The 17389-nt window shown below is 69.3% G+C and carries 15 protein-coding genes; 11 read left to right on the top strand and 4 right to left on the bottom strand.

Features of this window, described 5'->3' with window-relative positions; all coding sequences use genetic code 11:
* Positions 1–56: 56 nt before the first annotated feature.
* From IWX63_RS03850 to sdhC, 4 genes are all read right to left on the bottom strand, one after another.
* Positions 57–845, bottom strand: a complete 789-nt coding sequence (locus IWX63_RS03850) for a succinate dehydrogenase iron-sulfur subunit (RefSeq protein ID WP_199276800.1) — start codon at positions 843–845, stop codon at positions 57–59.
* Entirely contained in the window at positions 845–2623 is a 1779-nt protein-coding gene (gene sdhA / locus IWX63_RS03845; RefSeq protein WP_199276799.1) for a succinate dehydrogenase flavoprotein subunit, read from the bottom strand. Before sdhA ends, IWX63_RS03850 begins: the two co-directional genes overlap by 1 nt.
* Before the next feature lie 89 nt (positions 2624–2712).
* Positions 2713–3180 carry a succinate dehydrogenase hydrophobic membrane anchor subunit gene (locus tag IWX63_RS03840; protein ID WP_199276798.1) on the bottom strand — a complete coding sequence of 156 codons (468 nt, stop codon included), beginning with the start codon at positions 3178–3180 and terminating at the stop codon, positions 2713–2715.
* Between the two features lie 6 nt (positions 3181–3186).
* On the bottom strand, positions 3187–3576 hold the full coding sequence (gene sdhC / locus IWX63_RS03835; RefSeq protein WP_199276797.1) for a succinate dehydrogenase, cytochrome b556 subunit: 390 nt from the start codon (positions 3574–3576) through the stop codon (positions 3187–3189).
* Positions 3577–3813: 237 nt separating this feature from the next.
* Here sdhC and IWX63_RS03830 point away from each other — a divergent pair, with 237 nt between their 5' ends.
* The 11 genes from IWX63_RS03830 to eno all read left to right on the top strand — a co-directional run bounded on the left by IWX63_RS03830 (position 3814) and on the right by eno (position 17383).
* The gene (locus IWX63_RS03830; RefSeq protein WP_199276796.1) at positions 3814–4968 is read left to right on the top strand and encodes a mannose-1-phosphate guanylyltransferase; all 1155 of its coding nucleotides are present in this window, start codon (positions 3814–3816) and stop codon (positions 4966–4968) included.
* Between the two features lie 77 nt (positions 4969–5045).
* Complete coding sequence (locus IWX63_RS03825) at positions 5046–6251, top strand: amidohydrolase (protein ID WP_199276795.1); 1206 nt, start codon at positions 5046–5048, stop codon at positions 6249–6251.
* A gap of 252 nt (positions 6252–6503) precedes the next feature.
* On the top strand, positions 6504–7616 hold the full coding sequence (locus IWX63_RS03820; RefSeq protein ID WP_199276794.1) for a BMP family lipoprotein: 1113 nt from the start codon (positions 6504–6506) through the stop codon (positions 7614–7616).
* A gap of 173 nt (positions 7617–7789) precedes the next feature.
* Positions 7790–9334 carry an ABC transporter ATP-binding protein gene (locus tag IWX63_RS03815; protein ID WP_199276793.1) on the top strand — a complete coding sequence of 515 codons (1545 nt, stop codon included), beginning with the start codon at positions 7790–7792 and terminating at the stop codon, positions 9332–9334.
* Positions 9331–10728 carry an ABC transporter permease gene (locus IWX63_RS03810; protein ID WP_442859091.1) on the top strand — a complete coding sequence of 466 codons (1398 nt, stop codon included), beginning with the start codon at positions 9331–9333 and terminating at the stop codon, positions 10726–10728. The genes IWX63_RS03815 and IWX63_RS03810 overlap by 4 nt, the downstream gene beginning before the upstream one ends.
* Positions 10725–12020 carry an ABC transporter permease gene (locus IWX63_RS03805; RefSeq protein ID WP_199276792.1) on the top strand — a complete coding sequence of 432 codons (1296 nt, stop codon included), beginning with the start codon at positions 10725–10727 and terminating at the stop codon, positions 12018–12020. The genes IWX63_RS03810 and IWX63_RS03805 overlap by 4 nt, the downstream gene beginning before the upstream one ends.
* A gap of 11 nt (positions 12021–12031) precedes the next feature.
* On the top strand, positions 12032–12439 hold the full coding sequence (locus tag IWX63_RS03800; RefSeq protein ID WP_199276791.1) for a cytidine deaminase: 408 nt from the start codon (positions 12032–12034) through the stop codon (positions 12437–12439).
* 92 nt (positions 12440–12531) lie between these two features.
* On the top strand, positions 12532–13818 hold the full coding sequence (locus tag IWX63_RS03795; protein WP_199276790.1) for a thymidine phosphorylase: 1287 nt from the start codon (positions 12532–12534) through the stop codon (positions 13816–13818).
* Positions 13819–13986: 168 nt separating this feature from the next.
* Positions 13987–15144, top strand: a complete 1158-nt coding sequence (locus IWX63_RS03790) for an adenosine deaminase (protein WP_199276789.1) — start codon at positions 13987–13989, stop codon at positions 15142–15144.
* A gap of 8 nt (positions 15145–15152) precedes the next feature.
* Positions 15153–15941, top strand: coding sequence for a MazG nucleotide pyrophosphohydrolase domain-containing protein (locus tag IWX63_RS03785; protein WP_199276788.1), 789 nt, complete (start codon positions 15153–15155; stop codon positions 15939–15941).
* 161 nt (positions 15942–16102) lie between these two features.
* Complete coding sequence (eno, locus tag IWX63_RS03780) at positions 16103–17383, top strand: phosphopyruvate hydratase (protein ID WP_199276787.1); 1281 nt, start codon at positions 16103–16105, stop codon at positions 17381–17383.
* Positions 17384–17389 lie beyond the last annotated feature (6 nt).

Here is a 17389-nt window from a genome sequence, read left to right as displayed (position 1 = left end):
GGACGGACCGCCCTTTCCCAGGTGCTGCAGCGCCGGATCGTGCCCGGCGTGCCGGATCAGATCTTGCGGGTCAGGATCGCCTGCTTGACCTCGGAGATGGCCTTCGTGACCTGGATGCCGCGGGGGCAGGCCTCGGTGCAGTTGAAGGTGGTCCGGCAGCGCCAGACTCCCTCCTTGTCATTGAGGATCTCCAGGCGCATGTCCCCGGCGTCGTCCCGCGAGTCGAAGATGAAGCGGTGGGCGTTGACGATCGCGGCCGGTCCGAAGTACTGGCCATCGGTCCAGAACACGGGGCAGGACGACGTGCACGCGGCGCACAGGATGCACTTGGTGGTGTCGTCGTAGCGGTCGCGCTCCTCGGCGGACTGCAGTCGCTCCTTGCTGGGCTCGTGGCCCTTGCTGACCAGGAACGGCATGATCTCGCGGTAGGACTGGAAGAAGGGTTCCATATCCACGATCAGGTCCTTCTCCACGGGGAGTCCCTTGATGGGTTCCACGAGGATGGGCTTGGACGTGTCGAGGTCCTTCAGCAGCGTCTTGCAGGCGAGCCGGTTGCGGCCGTTGATGCGCATCGCATCCGAGCCGCAGACGCCGTGGGCGCACGACCGCCGGAAGGACACGGAGCCGTCGTGCTCCCACTTGACCTTGTGCAGGGCGTCCAGCACACGGTCGGTGCCGTACATGGTCAGCTGCCATTCGTCCCAGTGCGCCTCGTCGGACACCTCGGGATTGTAGCGGCGGACCTTCAGGGTGATGTCGAACGTGGGGATCTCTCCGCCGCCGCCGACGCCGGGCGCAAGCTCGACCTTGGAGGCCGGCTCCTTCTCCATTGTTTCGGTGCTCATCAGTACTTACGCTCCATGGGCTGGTATCGGGTGAAGATCACCGGTTTGGTCTCAAGGCGGACGCCACTGGTCTCGGTGGCGCTCGGATCCTTGTAGGCCATGGAATGGGTCATGAAGTTCTCGTCGTCACGCTCGGGGAAGTCCTCCCGGAAGTGGCCGCCGCGGGACTCCCTGCGGTGCAGGGCCGCCGCGGTCATGACCTTCGCCATGTCGAGGAGGAACCCGAGTTCCACGGCTTCCAGCAGGTCGAGGTTGAACCGCTTGCCCTTGTCCTGCACCGTGATGCGCGTGTAGCGCTCCTCCAGCGTATCGATCACGCGCAGGGCCTCCACGAGGGTCTGCTCGGTGCGGAACACCTGGACGTTGGCATCCATGATGTCCTGCAGTTCTTTGCGGATCAGCGCGACGCGCTCCCCGCCCTCCGAGCTGCGCGCCCGGTTCAGGAGTTCCTCGGTCTCGACCGTGGGGTTCTCCGGGATGTCGACGAAGTCGGCGGTCAGGGCGTACTCGGCGGCGGCCAGGCCGGCCCGCTTCCCGAACACGTTGATGTCGAGCAGCGAGTTGGTGCCGAGGCGGTTCGACCCGTGGACGGAGACGCAGGCCACCTCGCCGGCGGCGTACAGGCCGGGGACCACGGTGTCGTTGTCCGAGAGGACCTCGGCCTTGATGGTGGTCGGGATGCCACCCATCGCATAGTGCGCCGTCGGGAAGACCGGCACCGGCTCCGTGTAGGGCTCCACGCCGAGGTAGGTGCGGGCGAACTCGGTGATGTCGGGCAGCTTCGCGTCGATGTGCGCGGGCTCCAGGTGCGTCAGGTCGAGGAGGACGTAGTCCTTGTTCGGCCCGGCACCGCGGCCCTCGCGCACCTCGTTCGCCATGGACCGGGCGACGATGTCACGCGGCGCGAGGTCCTTGATGGTGGGGGCATAGCGTTCCATGAACCGCTCGCCCTCCGAGTTGCGGAGGATGGCACCCTCGCCGCGGGCGGCCTCCGAGAGGAGGATGCCCAGGCCCGCGAGGCCCGTCGGGTGGAACTGGAAGAACTCCATGTCCTCGAGGGGGATGCCGCGGCGGAAGGCGATGCCCATGCCGTCACCGGTCAGGGTGTGGGCGTTGGAGGTGGTCTTGTAGACCTTGCCGACACCGCCCGAGGCGAAGACGACGGACTTCGCCTGGAAGATATGCAGCTCTCCCGAGGCGAGATCGTAGGAGACGACGCCCGCGACGCGCTTCTCGATGCGCGTCTCGCCGTCCACCAGGACCTCCTGGTCGACCAGGAGGAGGTCCAGCACGTAGTACTCGTTGTAGAACTCGACGTTGTGCTTGACGCAGTTCTGGTACAGCGTCTGGAGGATCATGTGCCCCGTGCGGTCGGCCGCGTAGCAGGACCTGCGGACGGGTGCCTTGCCGTGGTCGCGGGTGTGGCCGCCGAAACGCCTCTGGTCGATGCGTCCCTCGGGCGTGCGGTTGAACGGCAGGCCCATCTTCTCGAGGTCGAGGACGGCTTCAATGGCTTCCTTCGCCATGACCTCGGCAGCGTCCTGGTCGACGAGGTAGTCGCCGCCCTTGACGGTGTCGAACGTGTGCCACTCCCAGTTGTCCTCTTCGACATTGGCGAGTGCCGCACACATGCCACCCTGTGCGGCCCCGGTGTGCGAGCGGGTGGGGTAGAGCTTCGTCAGGACGGCGGTGCGTGCGCGCTGGCCGGACTCGATGGCCGCGCGCATTCCTGCGCCGCCAGCGCCGACGATGACGACGTCGTACTTGTGGACCTGCATGCTGGTCGCTCTTTCTGTTGGAACCGTTGTGGGTGCATGAGTGCGCCACGGTGGGCCCACATGCGGGGACTGCCGGCCTGCGGCAGGTGTTACGGGGCGGGGCAGTAGTCCGCGACGTGGGCTACACCGTTGACCACGGGGCAGGGATCGAAGGTGAAGATCACGAGCGTGCCGAGGACCACGATGACGACGGTCGAGGTGTACAGGACACCCTTCAGCCACATGCGCGTGCTGTTCTTCTCCGCGTAGTCGTTGATGATGACCCGGATGCCGTTGGTGCCGTGCAGCATGGCCAGCCACAGCATCGTCAGGTCCCAGATCTGCCAGATGGGGCTGGCCCACTTCCCGGCGACGAACCCGAAGTCGATGCCGCTGATGCCGTCACCCGCGACGAGGTTGACGTAGAGGTGCACGAAGATCAGCACCACCAGGATGGCTCCCGAGATGCGCATGAACAGCCAGGCGATCATCTCGAAGTTGCCGCGGGAGCCGGAGGTGCGGGAGTAGCCTGGGGACACCCGGCCGGAGCGGGGGCTTTCTATGGTTGGCGTAGCCATGGCGTACTAACCTCCGAAGACGTGCGAGAGATGGCGGATCGAGAAGGCGATCATGACGACCGCCCAGAGGCCGACGACGCTCCAGAGCATCTGGCGGTGGTACTTGGGACCCTTCTTCCAGAAGTCCACGAGGATCACGCGGATGCCGTTGAAGGCGTGGAAGACGATCGCGGCGACGAGGCCGAGCTCACCGAGGCCCATGATCGGGTTCTTGTAGGAGGCGATGACGGCGTCGTAGGCCTCCGGCGAGACCCGCACGAGCGAGGTGTCCAGGACATGGACGAGGAGGAAGAAGAAAATCACGACCCCGGTGATGCGGTGGGCAACCCAGGACCATTGGCCTTCCCGGCCACGGTAGAGGGTGCCTGTTGGTGACAGTGTCTTCGTCTTCGGCATTGAATTGACCTCCCTGCATCGCGAGGGCGTTAGCGCGATATACGCAGGGATTACGCCGGTGCGACAGCACTCTTCAGATAAGAATAATCTAGGGCGGTGACATTTCCGGTTCAATGTAGGCACCCCTCACCTGTGACGTTGTTAACACCGGCGTCGACACCGGTGGTCGACGCCCGGCGGTCGGCCGCCCCCGCGGGAGGATCCCCTGCCCGGGGTGCGTCGGTTACCGTGGAATGGATGAGTACTGAGAGGGCGGCTGCCCACACCCCTGACACCGACCCCGCGGACGATGCGCTCGCGCGCTTCCATGGCGTGATCCCCGCCGGAGGCACCGGCACACGGCTGTGGCCGCTCTCGCGGGCGGCGGCGCCCAAGTTCCTGCACGACCTCACGGGTTCCGGCAGCACCCTGATCCGCGCCACCTACGACCGCCTCCGTCCGCTCTGCGACGGTCGGATCATGGTGGTCACCGGCGTCGTCCACCGGCGCGCGGTGCTCGAGCAGCTCCCTGAGATCGAGGACCTGAACCTGGTCCTCGAGTCGGAGCCGAAGGATTCCGGTGCAGCGATCGGGCTCGCCGCCGCCATCCTCCACCGGAGGGACCCGCGCATCATCATGGGGTCCTTCGCCGCCGACCAGGTGATCTCGCCGGTCGACGTGTTCCAGGACGCGGTCCGCGAGGCCATCCACACGGCCGCCCGCGGTTTCATCGTGACCATCGGCATCAAACCGACCCACGCGTCGACCGGTTTCGGGTACATCCGCGCCGGTGAGCCCCTCGCCGTGGACGGGGCGCCGAGCGCGCACGCCGTCATCGAATTCGTGGAGAAGCCCTCGCAGGACGTCGCCGACGGCTATATCGAGAGCGGCAACTACTCCTGGAACGCCGGCATGTTCGTGGCGCCCGTGGACCTCATGCTCAAGCACCTGTCCGCCAACGAGCCCGAGCTCTACGCTGGCCTCACCGAGATCGCGGAGGCCTGGGACACGCCGCGCCGCGTCGAGGTGGCCCGCCGCGTCTGGCCGACGCTGCCGAAGATCGCCATCGACTACGCCGTCGCAGAGCCGGCGGCCGCCGCGGGCGACGTCGCCATGATCCCCGGCGAGTTCAGCTGGGACGACGTCGGCGACTTCGCGGCCATCGGCCGGCTGAACCCGGCCGAGGAGAACAGCGAGCTCACGGTGATGGGGGAGGGGGCGCGCGTCTTCTCCGAGAACGCCTCGGGCATCGTCGTCTCGGACACCAAGCGGGTGATCGCGCTGATCGGGATCGACGACGTCGTCATCGTGGACACCCCCGACGCCCTGCTCGTCACCACCAAGGAGCACGCGCAGGAGGTCAAGACGGCCGTCGAGAGGCTCCGCGCCAGCGGTGACACCGACGTGCTCTAGGAGGCAAGCAATCGGCCGATACCGGCACCGGGGCGATGAAGTGCCGCCTCCGGGCCGCCGGTCGGTAGGCTGAGGACGTGGAAACGTTCAGCACCCAGAGTTCGGCTGCCTCACGGGCAGGTGCATCCCTCGACCTGTTGCTCGATGAGCTGACCGGCATCCGGCGTGACATCCACCGCCACCCCGAGCTGTCCTTCAAGGAACACCGCACCACGGACCTGCTCATCGCGCGGCTCCGGCAGGCGGGACTCGTCCCGCAGCGGCTGGAGGGCACCGGCGTCGTCGTGGACATCGGCCGGGGACCGCTCCGCCTCGGCCTACGCGCGGACATCGACGCCCTGCCGATCATCGAGGAGACGGGCCTTCCCTACGCGTCGGCCTCGACCGGCGTGACCCACGCCTGCGGCCACGACATCCACGCCACGGTGATGCTCGGCGTCGCCCTCGTCCTCGCGGACCTCGACCGCGAGCAGCCCCTGCCGGGCACGGTGCGGATCATCTTCCAGCCCGCCGAGGAGATGATGCCCGGCGGCGCCCTGGACGTGATCGCCCAGGGGGTGCTCACCGGCCTGCCCCGGATCCTCGCGCTGCACTGCGACCCGAGGATCGACGTCGGCCTCGTCGGCACGCGCATCGGCGCCATCACGTCGGCGTCGGACACCATCCGCGTCGAGCTCAGCGGTCGCGGCGGCCACACCTCCCGCCCGCACCTGACCGAGGACCTCGTGTTCGCGCTGGCGTCCATCGCCGTGAACGTCCCGGCCGTGCTCTCCCGGCGGATCGACGTGCGCAGCGCCGTCTCCCTCGTGTGGGGACAGATCCACGCCGGGTCCGCACCCAACGCGATCCCGGCGCACGGCTACATGTCGGGGACGCTGCGGTGCCTCGACGCCGACGCCTGGAAATCCGCGGGCGAGCTGCTCGACCGTGCCGTCCGCGAGGTCGCGGCGCCCTTCGGCGTGACCGTGAAGCTGGAGCACACCCGCGGCGTGCCCCCCGTGGTGAACCAGGAGGCGGAGACCGGCCTGCTCGAGGCCGCGGCCCGCGCCGAGCTCGGCCCGGGCGCCGTCGTCCTGACACCGCAGTCCATGGGGGGCGAGGACTTCGCCTGGATGACCCAGGAGGTGCCCGGCGCCATGATGCGCCTGGGTACCCGCACGCCGGGCGGGGAGACCTACGACCTGCACCGCGGCGACTACAGGCCGGACGAGCGGGCCATCGAGTACGGCGTCCGTGTCATGACCGCCGCCGCCCTGCAGACCGTGCTCGACGCCGACGGGTAGAGGCGGGTCCGGGCGCCCCGGGACAGGTGCTCAGTGCCCTGTGCATAACGAAATCCAAACGATCGCCACGCGCGGTGCGCCCGTGTAGTGTTCCCCGTCACTTGGCCCTTAGGATGTTCGCATACGTGCTGCACCGACGGTGTCGCGGCGCCACGGTCTTTCCAGCGACAACAGAGCCTCGGATCAGTCGTGACCCGGGATGGACACTCGCTGGCATTCCTTCTCGTGGCGCATTTCTCTCCTGGAGGCATTTTGAAGAATTCACTGCGCAGAATTTCGCGCGGCACCGGCCTGTCCGCCGCCGTTCTGGGCGTATCGGCCCTCGTCCTCTCCGGCTGCGGGGCACCCCCGGCAGCGGAGTCGTCCGGAGGCGGCTCGAGCGCCGAGGCGAATGCCGACTACCTCGGCTGCATCGTCTCCGACTCCGGCGGATTCGACGACCGCTCGTTCAACCAGTCCAGCTACGAGGGCCTGAAGAAGGCCGAGACGGACCTCGGCATCAAGACCAACCAGGCCGAGTCGCAGGCCGAGACCGACTTCGGCCCGAACGTCGACAGCATGGTCCAGGCCGGCTGCAACCTGACCGTCACCGTGGGCTTCCTGCTCGCCGACACCACGAAGGCCGCGGCCGAGCAGAACACCGAGGCGAACTTCGCGATCGTCGACGACAACTCGATCGACCTGCCGAACGTCAAGCCGATCATCTACGACACGGCGCAGGCCGCATTCCTGGCCGGCTATGCAGCGGCAGCGACCAGCGAGACCGGCAAGGTGGCCACGTTCGGCGGCATCAACATCCCGACCGTGACCATCTTCATGGACGGCTTCGCCGACGGCGTCACCTACTTCAACGAGGAGACCGGCGGCGACGTCCAGCTCCTCGGCTGGGACAAGGAGAGCCAGAACGGCACCTTCGTTGGCAACTTCGAGGACCAGGCCGCAGGCAAGACCAACACCCAGAACTTCATCAACGAAGGCGCCGACATCATCATGCCCGTCGCCGGTCCGGTCGGCTCCGGCACGCTCGACGCCGTCATCGAGGCCAACGCGGGCGGCAAGGACGTCAAGGCCATCTGGGTCGACTCGGACGGCTACGAGACCGCCGGCAAGGGCGAGGAGTTCATCCTCACCTCGGTCATGAAGCTCATGGGCGACGCCGTCGAGGACGTCATCAGCACCGACGTCGAGGGCAACTTCGACAACACCCCGTACGTGGGCACCCTGGAGAACGGCGGCGTCGCACTGGCGCCGTTCCACGACCAGGAGGCCAACGTCCCCGCCGACCTCCAGTCGACGCTCGACGGGCTGAAGGACCAGATCGTCTCGGGCGAGATCACGGTCGATTCGGCCGCCAGCCCGAAGTAGCACGGCAACGCACCAGGACCGCCTTCCTCCCGCGGGTTCACGCCGGGAGGAGGGCGGTTTGCGTTTGACGCCGGTGGGTGCCCCGAGGCCCCGCCCGGTATCCTTCACGTGGCTTCCGCTCGACCAGCGACGAGTCAGGACACGACAAGAGAACAGAACAGGTTGGATGAGTTGTGAAACTCGAACTGATCGGCATCACGAAGCGCTTCGGATCGCTCGTCGCCAACGACTCCATCGATCTCGTCGTCGAACCGGGACAGGTGCACAGCCTGCTCGGTGAGAACGGGGCCGGGAAGTCGACGCTCATGAATGTGCTGTACGGACTGTACGACCCCACCGAGGGCCAGATCCTCGTCGACGACGAGCCGGTGACCTTCAAGGGGCCCGGCGACGCCATGGCCGCCGGTATCGGCATGGTGCACCAGCACTTCATGCTCGTGCCGGTCTTCACCGTCGCGGAGAACGTGGCCCTCGGCAACGAGGCCACGAAGGCGGGCGGCATGCTCGACCTGCAGAAGACGCGCACGCGCATCCGGCAGATCTCCGACCAGTACGGGTTCGACGTCGATCCCGATGCCGTGGTCGAGGACCTGCCCGTCGGCGTCCAGCAGCGCGTCGAGATCATCAAGGCCCTCGTGCGCGACGCCGAGGTGCTGATCCTCGACGAGCCCACCGCCGTGCTGACGCCCAAGGAGACCGACGAACTGCTCGGCATCATGGGGCAGCTCAAGGCCGATGGGAAGTCCATCGTCTTCATCTCGCACAAGCTCCGCGAGGTGAAGGCCGTCTCCGACGTCATCACCGTCATCCGCCGCGGGAAGGTCGTCGGCACGGCCGACCCGAGCGCACCGACCACCGAGCTCGCGTCCCTCATGGTGGGGCGATCGGTCAACCTCACGCTAGAGAAGAAGCCCGCGACCCCCGGCGAGGTGACCTTCAAGGTCCACGACCTCACGGTCCAGGCGGCCAACGGGCAGCGCGTCGTGGACGGACTCAGCTTCGAGGTGGCGCAGGGCGAGATCCTCGCCATCGCCGGTGTCCAGGGCAACGGGCAGACCGAGCTGACCGAGGCCATCATGGGGCTCCAGGACCACGTCACGGGTTCGATCACCCTCGACGGCGAGGAACTCCTGGGCCGCAGGGTCAAGGACGTCATCCGCGCCGGCGTCGGATTCGTCCCCGAGGACCGCAGCGTGGACGGCCTCGTCGGCACGTTCACGGTCGCCGAGAACCTCGTCCTGAACCGCTACGACGCCGCCCCCTTCGCCCGGGGCATGTCCATGTCGCCCGCGGTCATCGAGAAGAACGCCGAGGAGAAGATCGCGGAGTACGACATCCGGACGCAGTCCGCATCCGCGCCGGCGGGCACGCTGTCCGGCGGGAACCAGCAGAAGGTCGTCATGGCCCGCGAGTTCTCGCGGCCGCTCAAACTGTTCATCGCCTCCCAGCCGACCCGCGGCGTCGACGTCGGATCCATCGAGTTCCTGCACCGGCGCATCGTCGCGGAGCGCGACGGCGGCACCCCCGTCATCATCGTCTCGACCGAGCTCGACGAGGTCCTGGAACTGGCCGACCGGATCGCGGTGCTGTACCGCGGACGCCTGATGGGCATCGTGCCCGGCACGGTGTCGCGGGATGTCCTCGGCCTGATGATGGCCGGCATGCCCGGCGACGAAGCACTGGCCCAGGCACACGACGTTCAAGGAGGAAACCTGTGAGCCCGCAGGACGACAGGCCGGCCACGCCGGCGACCGACGGCGACGCTCCGCTGAGCCGTCGGGAAGCGAAGGAGACCGCACGCCAGGACGAGGCGCGGCTCGGGAACGCGGTCGAGACGGCCGGAGGGGCACTGCCCCCTCCCGCCGTACCGGCCTCCGCAGCCGGTCCCGGCAGCGGACCCGCCACGGAGTCGACGCTCCTGCAGCGCGTGGTGACCGGCAACGCGCTCGTCGCCTTCCTGTCCGTGGTCCTCTCCCTGATCCTCGGCGGCCTCCTCATCGCGGTCACCGACGAGAACGTGGCCCGGGCGTCGTCGTACTTCTTCAGTCGGCCCCAGGACACCCTGGCGGCAGGCTGGGCAGCGGCGTCGGGCGCGTACATCGCCCTCTTCCAGGGCGCGGTGTTCAACTTCCAGGGGGAGACCTTCGCCCGGATGATCTACCCCCTGACCCAGACGCTGACGGTCGCCACGCCGCTCATCTGCGCGGGCCTGGGTGTGGCGCTCGCGTTCCGTGCCGGCCTGTTCAACATCGGTGCGCAGGGCCAGATCCTCATCGGCGCGACCTTCGCGGCCTGGGTCGGCTTCACGCTCGACCTCCCGGCCGGCATCCACCTGCTCCTGGTGATCCTCGCCGGCATGGTCGGCGGTGCGATCTGGGCCGGGCTCGTCGGTGTCCTCAAGGCCCGCACCGGCGCCCACGAGGTCATCCTGACCATCATGTTCAACTACATCGCCGTCAACCTGGTCCTCTACTTCCTGAGTACCCCGGCGTTCCAGCGGCCGGGGTCCACGAACCCCATCAGCCCGCAGCTCGACGCGACGGCGCTCTACCCGCCGCTGCTCGGCGCCGGGTTCCGCCTGCACTGGGGCTTCGTCGTCGCGGTCCTCGCGACGTTCTTCGTGGCATGGCTGCTCAACCGCTCGACGGTCGGCTTCGAGCTGCGCGCCATCGGCGCCAACTCGAGCGCCGCCCGCACCGCGGGCATCAACGTCAGCAAGGGCTACATCCTGGCGATGGCCATCGCCGGTGCCCTCGCGGGACTCGCGGGCGTGGCGCAGGTGTCCGGCACCGAGAAGGTGCTGACCTCGGGAGTCGCTGCGAGCTTCGGCTTCGACGCGATCACCGTCGCCCTGCTCGGGCGGTCCACGCCGTGGGGCACCTTCGCGGCGGGCATCCTGTTCGGCGCGTTCCGTGCCGGCGGGGTGACCATGCAGGCGTCGACCGGCACCAGCATCGACATCGTCCTCGTGGTGCAATCGCTCATCGTCCTCTTCATCGCAGCGCCGCCGCTCGTCCGCGCGCTGTTCCGCCTCCCCTCACCCGGCGCCCCCCGCACCGGCAAGGGCGGCTCCACGACCCGCACGCCAGCCTCGACCGGAGCAGCAGCATGAGCACAGCAACCACCGAAGCGCCCGCGCGCGGCGCCCGCGATGCCGGCGATGCCGGAGTGCGTACCTGGAAGACCCCGATCATCCTCGCCGTCGTGGCGCTCTTCTCCCTCCTGGTCTTCGCCATCGGGGCCCCGGACAACGACGTCACGTTCCGCCTCTCGGAGGACGGCGACGCGATGGTCCTGCCCCCGATCGTGGTGTCGGCGCCCGTCGTCGGCTGGATCGCCGCCCTCGGGATGCTCGCCCTCGCCGCCATCGCGTTCCTGCGGACGCGCTCCGGCCGGAAAGTGCCCGCGTGGGTGCCGGCCGTGTTCGCCGTCCTGTTCCTCATCGCCTTCCTGACCTGGGTGGTGGGCAGCGCCCGCACGCCGAACGTGGCCCTCTACGGCCTGCTCGCCGGTTCGGTGACCCTCGCGGTCCCGCTGATCTTCGGGTCGCTCTCGGGCATCCTGTGCGAGCGCTCCGGCGTGGTCAACATCGCCATCGAGGGGCAGCTGCTGTTCGGCGCCTTCGCGGCCGCCGTCGCCGGGTCCCTGTCCGGCAGCGCGTTCGTCGGCCTCTTCGCCGCCGCCGTCGCCGGCGTCCTCGTGTCGCTCGTCCTGGCGATCTTCAGCATCCGCTACGTCGTCAACCAGGTGATCGTCGGTGTCGTGCTCAATGTGCTGGTGTCCGGGCTCACCGGCTTCCTGTTCTCCGCCCTCCTCACCGAGGACCCGGAGCGGTGGAACTCGCCGCCGCGCCTGCCCATCATCGAGATCCCGCTGCTCTCGGACCTCCCCGTGATCGGGCCGATCCTCTTCGAGCAGACCATCGTCGGCTACCTGATGTACGTGGCGGTCGCCGTCATCTACGTGGCGCTCTTCCATTCCCGCTGGGGCCTGCGCACCCGCGCGGTCGGGGAACACCCGAAGGCCGCCGACACCCTGGGCGTCAACGTCAACCGGATGCGCTTCACGAACGTGCTGCTCGCCGGCGTCGTCGCGGGCATCGGCGGGTCCTTCTTCACGCTCGTCGCCGTCTCGGGCTTCGGGCGCGACATGACGGCGGGCGCGGGCTACATCGCCCTGGCCGCCATGATCTTCGGCCGGTGGAATCCGATCGGTGCGTTCTTCGCGGCGCTGCTGTTCGGCTTCGCCACGAACCTGTCCAACGTGCTCAGCCTGCTCGGCACACCGGTGCCGGACCAGTTCCTGCGCATGCTGCCCTACGTCGTGACGGTCTTCGCCGTCGCGGGCCTCGTGGGCCGCTCGAGGGCGCCCGGAGCCAGCGGCATCCCGTACATCAAGGGCTAGGAGCACCCGCCATGACCGAGACCACGACCCCCGATGGGATCCCCTGGGACACCCTCACCGCCACCGCGACGGCGGCGATGAAGAACGCCTACGTCCCCTATTCGAAGTTCCCCGTCGGAGCGGCGGCACTCCTCGACGACGGCCGGATCATCTCCGGCTGCAACGTGGAGAACGCGTCCTACGGACTGACGCTGTGCGCCGAGTGCGCGCTCGTCAGTGCGCTCGCCATGAGCGGCGGCGGGCGCATCCGGGCCTTCAGCTGCGTGGACGGCGAGGGCAACACCCTCATGCCGTGCGGACGCTGCCGCCAGCTGCTGTACGAGTTCCGGGCACCGGACATGGTGCTCCTGACCGTCAGCGGCGTCCGCACCATGGACGAGGTCCTGCCGGACGCCTTCGGGCCGCAGCACCTCGCCTGAGCACCCCCTCCGACGGGGCGCGGCCGGACCGGTCGCGCCCCGCCCCATCCTTCCCATCGCGTACACGCCCCGAACAGATCCGAGGATCCTCCATGACCGAAGCCTTCGACGCCGTCGACATCATCCGTATCAAGCGTGACCACGGCACCCTCTCGCCCGAGCAGATCGACTGGACCATCGACGCCTACACCCGCGGCGCCATCGCCGACGAGCAGATGGCCGCCCTCAACATGGCGATCCTCCTCAACGGCATGGACCGTGCCGAGATCTCGCGCTGGACGGCGGCGATGATCGCCTCGGGCGAGCGCATGGACTTCTCCTCGCTCGGCCGCCCGACGAGTGACAAGCACTCCACCGGAGGGGTGGGGGACAAGATCACCCTGCCGCTCGCCCCGCTGGTCGCCGTCTTCGGCGTCGCCGTGCCGCAGCTGTCCGGCCGGGGCCTCGGGCACACCGGCGGGACCCTGGACAAGCTCGAATCCATCCCCGGCTGGCAGGCGCATCTCAGCAACGAGGACATGCTGCGCCAGCTCGCGGAGGTGGGCGCGGTCATCTGCGCGGCCGGCACCGGCCTGGCGCCCGCCGACAAGAAGCTGTACGCGCTCCGCGACGTCACCGGCACCGTCGAGGCGATCCCCCTCATCGCGTCCTCGATCATGAGCAAGAAGATCGCGGAGGGCACCGGCTCGCTCGTCCTCGACGTCAAGGTGGGCAGCGGTGCCTTCATGAAGGACGTCGACCAGGCCCGCGAGCTCGCCGAGACCATGGTGGCCCTCGGCAAGGACGCCGGCGTCAACACCGTGGCACTCCTGACCGACATGAGCACCCCGCTGGGCCTCACCGCCGGCAACGCCATCGAGGTCGAGGAGTCGGTCGAGGTCCTCGCCGGCGGCGGACCGTCCGACGTCGTCGAGCTCACCGTCCGCCTCGCGGAGGAGATGCTCGCCTGCGCCGGCGTCCGCGACGCCGATCCCGCCGCCGCCCTGAAGGACGGCCGCGCCATGGACGTGTGGAACAGGATGATCGAGGCGCAGGGCGGCGACCCGCGCGCGGCCCTGCCGGTCGCGAAGGAGTCCGAGGTCATCCTCGCTCCCGCCGACGGCGTCCTCGTGGGCCTGGACGCGCTGGCCGTGGGCGTGGCCGCGTGGCGCCTCGGCGCCGGCCGCGCCCGCAAGGAGGACCAGGTGCAGGCGGGCGCCGGCGTGCGGATGCACGCGAAGCCCGGGGCCACGGTGCGCGCGGGCGAGCCCCTGATGACGCTCCTCACCGACACCCCCGACAGGTTCGGGCGTGCGCGCGAGGCGCTGGCGGACGCCGTCGTGATCGCGCCCGAGGGATCGCGGCCCGCTCAGCAGCTCATCATCGACCGCATCGCCTAGGCGGACGCCCGGCCGGGGGACCCCCGGCGCACGTGCGGCCGGCCCCATCCCCGGGTGAGGCCGGCCGCTGCGTATCCCGCCCGGGAGGCCGACCGGCCGGGGCCGGGACCCCGCCGCCGGCCGGCCCGGGACGGCCCGCGCCGATGCGCATCGCGTAGGCTGGGCAGCGTGACCCAGACCCAGAACGACGCCGTCTCCGACGCTGCCATCGACATCCTGACCCTCCCGAAGGTCTCCCTCCACGACCACCTCGACGGCGGGCTGCGGCCGGCCACCATCCTCGAGCTCGCCGCCGCGGTCGGCCATAAGCTGCCGGCGTCCGACGCCGAGTCGCTCGGTGCCTGGTTCCGCGAATCCGCGGACTCCGGATCCCTCGAGCGGTACCTCGAGACGTTCGACCACACGATCGCCGTCATGCAGACGCGCGACGGGCTCATCCGGGTGGCCCGGGAGTTCGTCGAGGACCTCGCGCTCGACGGCGTCGTCTACGCTGAGGTCCGCTGGGCCCCCGAGCAGCACACGCAGCAGGGCCTGAGCCTCGACGAGGCCGTCGAGGCCGTGCAGGAGGGGCTCGAGGCAGGCGCCGCAGCAGCAATCGCCGCCGGCCGCGTCATCCAGGTGGGCCAGCTCATCACGGCGATGCGTCATGCCGACCGCGGCCAGGAGATCGCCGAGCTCGCCCTCCGCCACCGCGACCGCGGTGCCGTCGGCTTCGACATCGCCGGTGCGGAGAACGGCTTCCCGGCGTCCCGCTTCGCCGATGCGTTAACCTTCCTGGCCTCCGAGCAGTTCCCCGTGACCGTCCACGCGGGAGAGGCGGCAGGCCTCGACAGCATCCGGGACGCGCTCGTCGCCGGCCGCGCCCTGCGCCTCGGCCACGGCGTCCGTATCGCCGAGGACATCGAGATCGAGGAATCGGCGGACGAGCAGGCCGCCGACGGCGAAGAGGTGGGCATCGCGAACCTCGGCCTGGTCGCGTCGTGGGTGCGGGACCGGGGGATCGCGCTCGAGCTGTGCCCGTCGTCGAACCTGCAGACCGGGGCCATCGAGGCCTTCGGCGACACCATCGACGCGCACCCCTTCGACCTGCTCTACCAGCTGGGCTTCAAGGTCACCGTCAACACCGACAACCGGCTCATGAGCGGCGTGACGCTGACCGGTGAGTTCGAGCTGCTCGTCGAGACCTTCGGGTACGACCTCGGCGACCTCCTGGAGCTCACCCTGAACGCCGTCGACGCCGCGTTCCTGCCGCTCGAGGACCGCGAGGCCCTCGCCGAGCACATCGCGCAGCGCTTCGACGCCGCCGCCCGGCAGGCCTCCGCCTGAACCACCGGGTGACGGACGCCACGGCAGCACGCGACGCCGCGCCCGGGAACTCCCCGGGCGCGGCGGTCGAGCGGCTCATCGAGGTGGTCGCCCTGCTCCGCAGCCACTGCCCGTGGACGGCCGCCCTCGACCACGCTGCCCTGCTCGAGTACCTCGTGGAGGAGACGTACGAGCTCTACGAGGCGGTCGACGACGTCGCGCGGGCCGGGACCCCGGACCGGGCGCTTCTCGACGAACTGCGGGGCGAGCTCGGCGACGTCCTGTTCCAGGTGGTCCTCCATGCGCAGCTCCGGGCCGAGGCGGGCTCCTTCGGCTTCGCCGAGGTGGCGGAAGGGCTCACCGACAAACTGGTGCGCCGGAACCCGCACGTGTTCGCCGGGGACGGGAGCCTCCGCGCCGCAGCCGACCCCGACGGGCGTGCCGACGCCGCCGCCGCAGACGCCGCCGCAGCCGACCCCGACGGGCGTGCCGCGGTGCCGCCGTCGATCGACGGGATCGTCGCCATGTGGCAGGCCGTGAAGGCCCGGGAGCGGCCGGCCCGCACCTCGCCGTTCGACGGCATCCCGCACCACCTCCCCGCCCTGGCCTTCGCCGCGAAGGCCCTCGGGCGCGCGGGGGAGGACCGGCAGGAGCCACCAGCCGGGGATGAGCCCGGGAACGAGGCCGGGGACGAGGCCGAGCTCGGCCTGGAACTGCTCGCACTGGTCCGCCGGGCCCTCGGCGCGGGCCTCGACCCGGAGCGTGCCCTGCGCCGCGCCGTGCTCGACTACCAGCGGGATGCCCTCGACGGGGCATGAGTCCGGATCCGGTCCGCAGGCCCGCAGGCCGCGTCACAACCGCGTGACCCACGGCACCGGCGGGACGCACGTGAACTAGGCTGGGAGCAACACCTCCGTTGCCCTGACAAAGACGTCCAACAGGATGTGATCCTTACACTCCAACGAAGAGGAGCTATTCCATGGCCATCATCGATGCCATCCACGCGAGGGAAATCCTCGATTCCCGCGGCAACCCCACGGTCGAGGTCGAGGTCCTGCTCGACGACGACACCTTCGGCCGCGCAGCCGTCCCCTCCGGGGCCTCCACCGGCGCGTTCGAAGCGAACGAGCGCCGCGACGGCGAGAAGGACCGCTACCTCGGGAAGGGCGTCCTGCAGGCCGTCGAAGCCGTCATCGAGCAGATCCAGCCGGCCCTCCTCGGGTTCGACGCCGCCGACCAGCGTGCGATCGACCAGGCGATGATCGACCTGGACGGCACCGAGAACAAGTCCAACCTGGGCGCCAACGCGATGCTCGGCGTCTCCCTGGCCATCGCCCGCGCCGCCGCGGAGTCCTCGACCCTCCCGCTGTACCGCTACCTCGGCGGCCCGAACGCGCACGTGCTGCCCGTCCCGCTCATGAACATCCTCAACGGCGGGTCCCACGCGGACTCCGACGTCGACATCCAGGAGTTCATGATCGTGCCCCTCGGTGCGCAGACCTACTCCGAGGGCCTCCGCTGGGGCGTCGAGGTGTACCACGAGCTCAAGTCCGTGCTGAAGGAGAAGGGCCTGGCCACGGGTCTCGGCGACGAGGGCGGCTTCGCCCCGAACCTGCCGTCCAACCGCGACGCACTGGACCTCATCACCACGGCCATCGAGCGCGCCGGCTACACCCCCGGCACCGACATCGCGTTCGCGCTCGACGTCGCCGCGTCCGAGTTCTACAAGGACGGCGCATACCAGTTCGAGGGCAAGTCCCTCAGCACCCAGGAGATGAGCGCCTACTTCGAGGAGCTCGTCCGCGACTACCCGCTCGTCTCCATCGAGGATCCCCTCGACGAGGACGACTGGGAAGGCTGGAAGCACCTCACCGACGCGATCGGCGACAAGGTGCAGATCGTCGGCGACGACCTCTTCGTCACGAACCCCACGCGCCTCGCCAAGGGGATCTCCACCGGGACGGCGAACTCGCTGCTGGTCAAGGTCAACCAGATCGGCACCCTGACCGAGACGCTGGATGCCATCTCGATGGCGCAGCGCGCCGGCTACACGACGATCACCTCGCACCGTTCCGGCGAGACCGAGGACACCACGATCGCCGACATCTGCGTGGCCACCAACGCCGGCCAGATCAAGACCGGCGCACCCGCCCGGAGCGAGCGCGTCGCGAAGTACAACCAGCTGCTCCGCATCGAGGAGGAGCTCGACGACGCCGCACGCTACGCCGGTCGCAGCGCCTTCCCGCGTTTCACGGCCTAGTCGTCC

Origin of the sequence: Arthrobacter sp. CAN_A2 (assembly GCF_015752045.1) — a bacterium.
In the GTDB taxonomy this organism is placed as follows: domain Bacteria; phylum Actinomycetota; class Actinomycetes; order Actinomycetales; family Micrococcaceae; genus Arthrobacter_D.
Note: the sequence above shows the minus strand (reverse complement) of the source record. Positions and strands in the feature narration are given on the sequence as shown.